Here is an 849-nt window from a genome sequence, read left to right on the forward strand (position 1 = left end):
GCTCATCAGCACGCCCCAGATACCGCAGCTGCCCATCAGCACCCCACCGCACCAAATCCCCGGTGCGATACATCCGCGTTCCGGCCCCACCGAACGGACACGCCACAAACCGCGACCCAGTCAAGCCCGGACGGCGCCAATATCCAGACCCCACGCCCCGGCCCGCCAGATACAACTCACCGACCACGCCCACCGGCACCGGGCGCAGCCCGTCGTCCAGCACAAAAAAGGCCGCGCCCGTCACCGGCGAGCCAATCGGTGGGAATCCCGACCCCGCTGCAAGCGGTGCGCTCTTCGATGCCCACATCGTGGTTTCGGTCGGACCATAGACGTTGACCATGACCCGCCCGGGCGCCCACCGATCTACCAACTCGGGAGGGCAGGGCTCGGCGCCGATCACCAACGCCGCGGACCCCAAACCCTCGGGTGAGAGCACCCCCACCGCCGACGGAGTCTGGGTGAGCACGCTGACCTGTTCAGCAACGAGTAAGGCGTGGAAGTCTTGAGGTGAGCGCGCCACCTCTTCGGGCACCACGACCAGCTGGCCACCGTGCAACAGCGCGCCCCAGATCTCCCAGACCGAGAAGTCGAAGGCATAGGAATGGAACTGCGTCCACACCTGCCGCCGCGCGAAATCCACCCCGATTTCCAGTGAGTCGAATAGCTGAGTGACGTTGTGCTGCGCGACGGCAACGCCCTTAGGCTTGCCGGTGGTCCCGGAGGTATAGATGATGTGGGCGATGTCTTCGGGGTCCGGTGGCGGTAATGCGGTGCTGGGTTGGGTGCGCACGGCGGGGTCGTCGATGTCGATGACCGCGAGGTCGTGTCGGTCGAGCCGCTGGGCCAGAT

General features: G+C 66.2%; 1 protein-coding gene. It reads right to left on the reverse strand.

The genetic code is table 11. The features are described from left to right. The coding region (locus A5688_RS04975; RefSeq protein ID WP_165607453.1) for an AMP-binding protein at positions 1–849 on the reverse strand (849 nt) is incomplete at both ends.

Source organism: Mycobacterium mantenii, from assembly GCF_001667865.1.
Classification (GTDB): Bacteria; Actinomycetota; Actinomycetes; order Mycobacteriales; family Mycobacteriaceae; genus Mycobacterium; species Mycobacterium mantenii_A.